A 3,133-nucleotide genomic window follows, 5' to 3' on the forward strand; every position below is an offset into this window, starting at 1 on the left:
GGGAAGTGGCGCGCTGACGCCGACGGGGGTCGCGCCGATCATTGTCGACAGCGGCCTGACGGCGACGATCTCGGCGCCGATCGTTGGCGCGGGCGGTTTGCAGAAGACCGGCCTCGGAACGCTGGTCCTCACCGGGACGGATACCTATGCGGGCGGCACGACGATTTCGGCGGGGACGTTGCAGATCGGCAATGGCGGCGCGAGCGGATCGATCGCCGGCGACGTGACCGACAATGCCATGCTCGCATTCAACCGCTCGGACAGCGTCACTTTCGCCGGTGTGATCTCGGGCAGCGGCGGGCTCCAGCAAAACGGCGCGGGCACGCTGACCTTGACGGGCGCCAACACCTATTCGGGCGGCACGACGATCAACGCTGGCACGCTTTACATCGGCGACGTGATCGACACCGGCAAGATCGGGGGCGCGATCGTCAATAATGCGCAACTCGTTTTTAACAACGCCGACACCAGCGCCATCACCAGCATCGTCAACGGCGCCAGTGGCCCCGGCGGCACGGTTTCGTTCAACAATGCCAGCACCGCGGGCGATGCCGCCATCACCAATACCAGCGGCTTTAACTTCGTTAGATTCAGCGATACTAGCTCGGGTGGGAACGCCAAGATAACAAACAGTGCGATCTTGGAGTTCGACGACGCCAGCATGGCGGGCAACGCCACGATCGCCAACATCGGGTTCCTTGTTAGATTCGGCGAGAACAGCACGGCCGGCGCCGCTACGATCACGAACAATGGGATCGTAGCATTCTATGACGCCAGCACAGCCGGCGCCGCTACGATCACGAACAGTGGGACCGCAGTATTCTATAACGCCAGCACAGCCGGCGCCGCTACGATCACGAACTATGGGATCGTAGCATTCGATGACGCCAGCACAGCCGGCAACGCCACCATCACCAACAGCGCGGCAAACAACGGGGTCTTAGTTTTCAATAATAGTAGCACGGCCGGCAACGCGACGATCATCAGCAATTCGTTCGCCCAATTCTTTGGCACAAGCACGGCCGGCAACGCCGTGTTTACAAGCACTTCGTTTACGCAGTTCTTTGACAACAGCACTGCCGGCAATGCGGCGATCCAGAGCTCCGGCTCTGTGGATTTTTCCACCTCGACAGGGCCTAACGGCGACAATCGGCTTAGCGCCGGGTCGATCGCGGGCACAGGTTATTTCAATCTCGGCGCCGACCAATTGACCGTAGGCGGCAATAATCTTTCGACGGAGGTCAGTGGAAGCATCAGCGGCGCCGGCGGCTCGCTGGTCAAAGTCGGGTCCGGCACGCTGACGCTTTCGGGAGCCAATACTTATTCGGGCGGCACGACCATTACGGCGGGCCTATTGCAGATCGGCGCCGGCGGGACGAGCGGTTCGATCGTCGGCGCCGTCGCCGACAACGCGATCTTGGCTTTCGACCGTTCCGACACTTACATCTTCAGCGGCGTGATTTCGGGAACCGGCACGGTCAATCAGATCGGGGCTGGCGCGATCTTTCTTTCCGGCGCCAACACTTATTCGGGCGGCACTATGCTGTCAGGCGGCGGAACGCTGCAGGTGAACAATGCCAATGGTTCGGTTTCGAGTTCGGCCGGCACGGGCGCTGTGACTTTGTCGAACGGGTCGGTCTTTCAAGCGATGACCAGCGGCCTCAATTTCGCTAACGCGTTCACACTGGCCGGCGTTGGCGGGCAAATCGAAACCACGACGACCTTGGGGGATACGCTGACGCTGTCGGGTTTGGTCTCCGGCGCCGGCGGCCTGCGAAAGACCGGCGTCGATGGAACGCTGATCCTGACAGGAGCCAACACCTATAGCGGCGGCACCGAGATCAGCCAGGGCATCGTACAGGTGATGAACGCCAATGGATCGACCTCCTCCTCGGTCGGCACGGGAGCCGTCTATCTCGCCGGCGGCGTGTTCCAGGCGGGGGCGAACAATCTGACCTTCGCCAATGCTTTCGCCTTCAACGCAGACGGAACGCCGACGTCGAGCGGGGGCGGGGCGCGCATCGACACTAACGGCTATACGCTGACCTTGTCGGGCGTCCTTTCGGATGGCGATGCGGCGGGGCTGAGCGGCACGGGGCCTGGAGCCCTGGCCAAGCATGGCGCCGGCGCGCTGATCTTGACGAATGCGAACACTTATTCGGGCGGAACGTACCTGTTTGACGGGACAATCGGCGTCGGCAATTCCGCCGCGCTTGGCGCGGGCGGCCTGTCGATGGCGGCGGGAACGACCTTGCAGGCCGTGGCCAATAATCTCGCCCTCGCCAACGCGATCGCCTTGACAGGCGCCGATACGATCGATGCGCAGGCCAATGCCTTGACATTGTCCGGCGTGGTTTCCGGCGGGGGCGGTCTCGCCAAAATCGGTTCGGGCGAGCTGACGCTGACCGCCGCCAACACCTACACCGGCGCGACGACGGTTTCGGCCGGCGTTCTCAATGTCGCGGGGTCGCTGGGCCAGACGGCGGTGACGGTCGCAAGCGGCGGGACGCTGGAAGGGACAGGCTCGATCGCCGGCTCGGTGACGATCGCGAGCGGGGGAACGCTCACGCCCGGCGACGCGCCGGGGACGATCAATGTCGGGGCGCTGACGCTGAACAGCGGCTCGATCCTCTCCTATCAGCTGGGAACGGCCAATGTCGTCGGCGGGGCGACCAACGATCTTACCATTGTCAATGGCGCCCTGACCATCAATGGCGGCACGCTCAATGTGACCAATTCCGGTTCGTTCGGGCTCGGCGTCTATCAGATCATTGATTATGCCGGCGCGCTTGGCGGCGGCGGCCAGCTTACGATCGGATCTCTGCCGAACGGCGATACCGGAATCATCCAGACCGCGATCCCTGGCGAGGTCAATCTTGTCGTGTCGGGTCCCGGCGCGCTGACGCAATTCTGGGATGGCGCGACGACGGCCGGCGACGGGACGATTCACGGCGGCAGCGGAACATGGAACAACAGCGCCGCCAACTGGACGACGCCGAACGGGACGATCAATGCCTCCTGGCAAGGCGGCATGGCGGTCTTCGAGGGTGCGGCGGGAACGGTGACGGTCGGCGAAGCGGTTTCCTATCAGGGCCTGCAATTCTCGACGACGGGCTATGTCGTGGCGGCGACG

The 3,133-nt window shown here is 63.3% G+C and carries 1 protein-coding gene; it reads left to right on the forward strand.

Translation table 11 applies throughout. The features are described 5' to 3' along the window. A partial coding sequence (locus GSQ90_RS20195; protein WP_174247511.1) for an autotransporter-associated beta strand repeat-containing protein occupies window positions 1-3,133 on the forward strand: 3,133 nt, incomplete at both ends.

The organism is Methylocapsa sp. S129 (assembly GCF_009765995.1).
Lineage (GTDB): Bacteria > Pseudomonadota > Alphaproteobacteria > Rhizobiales > Beijerinckiaceae > Roseiarcus.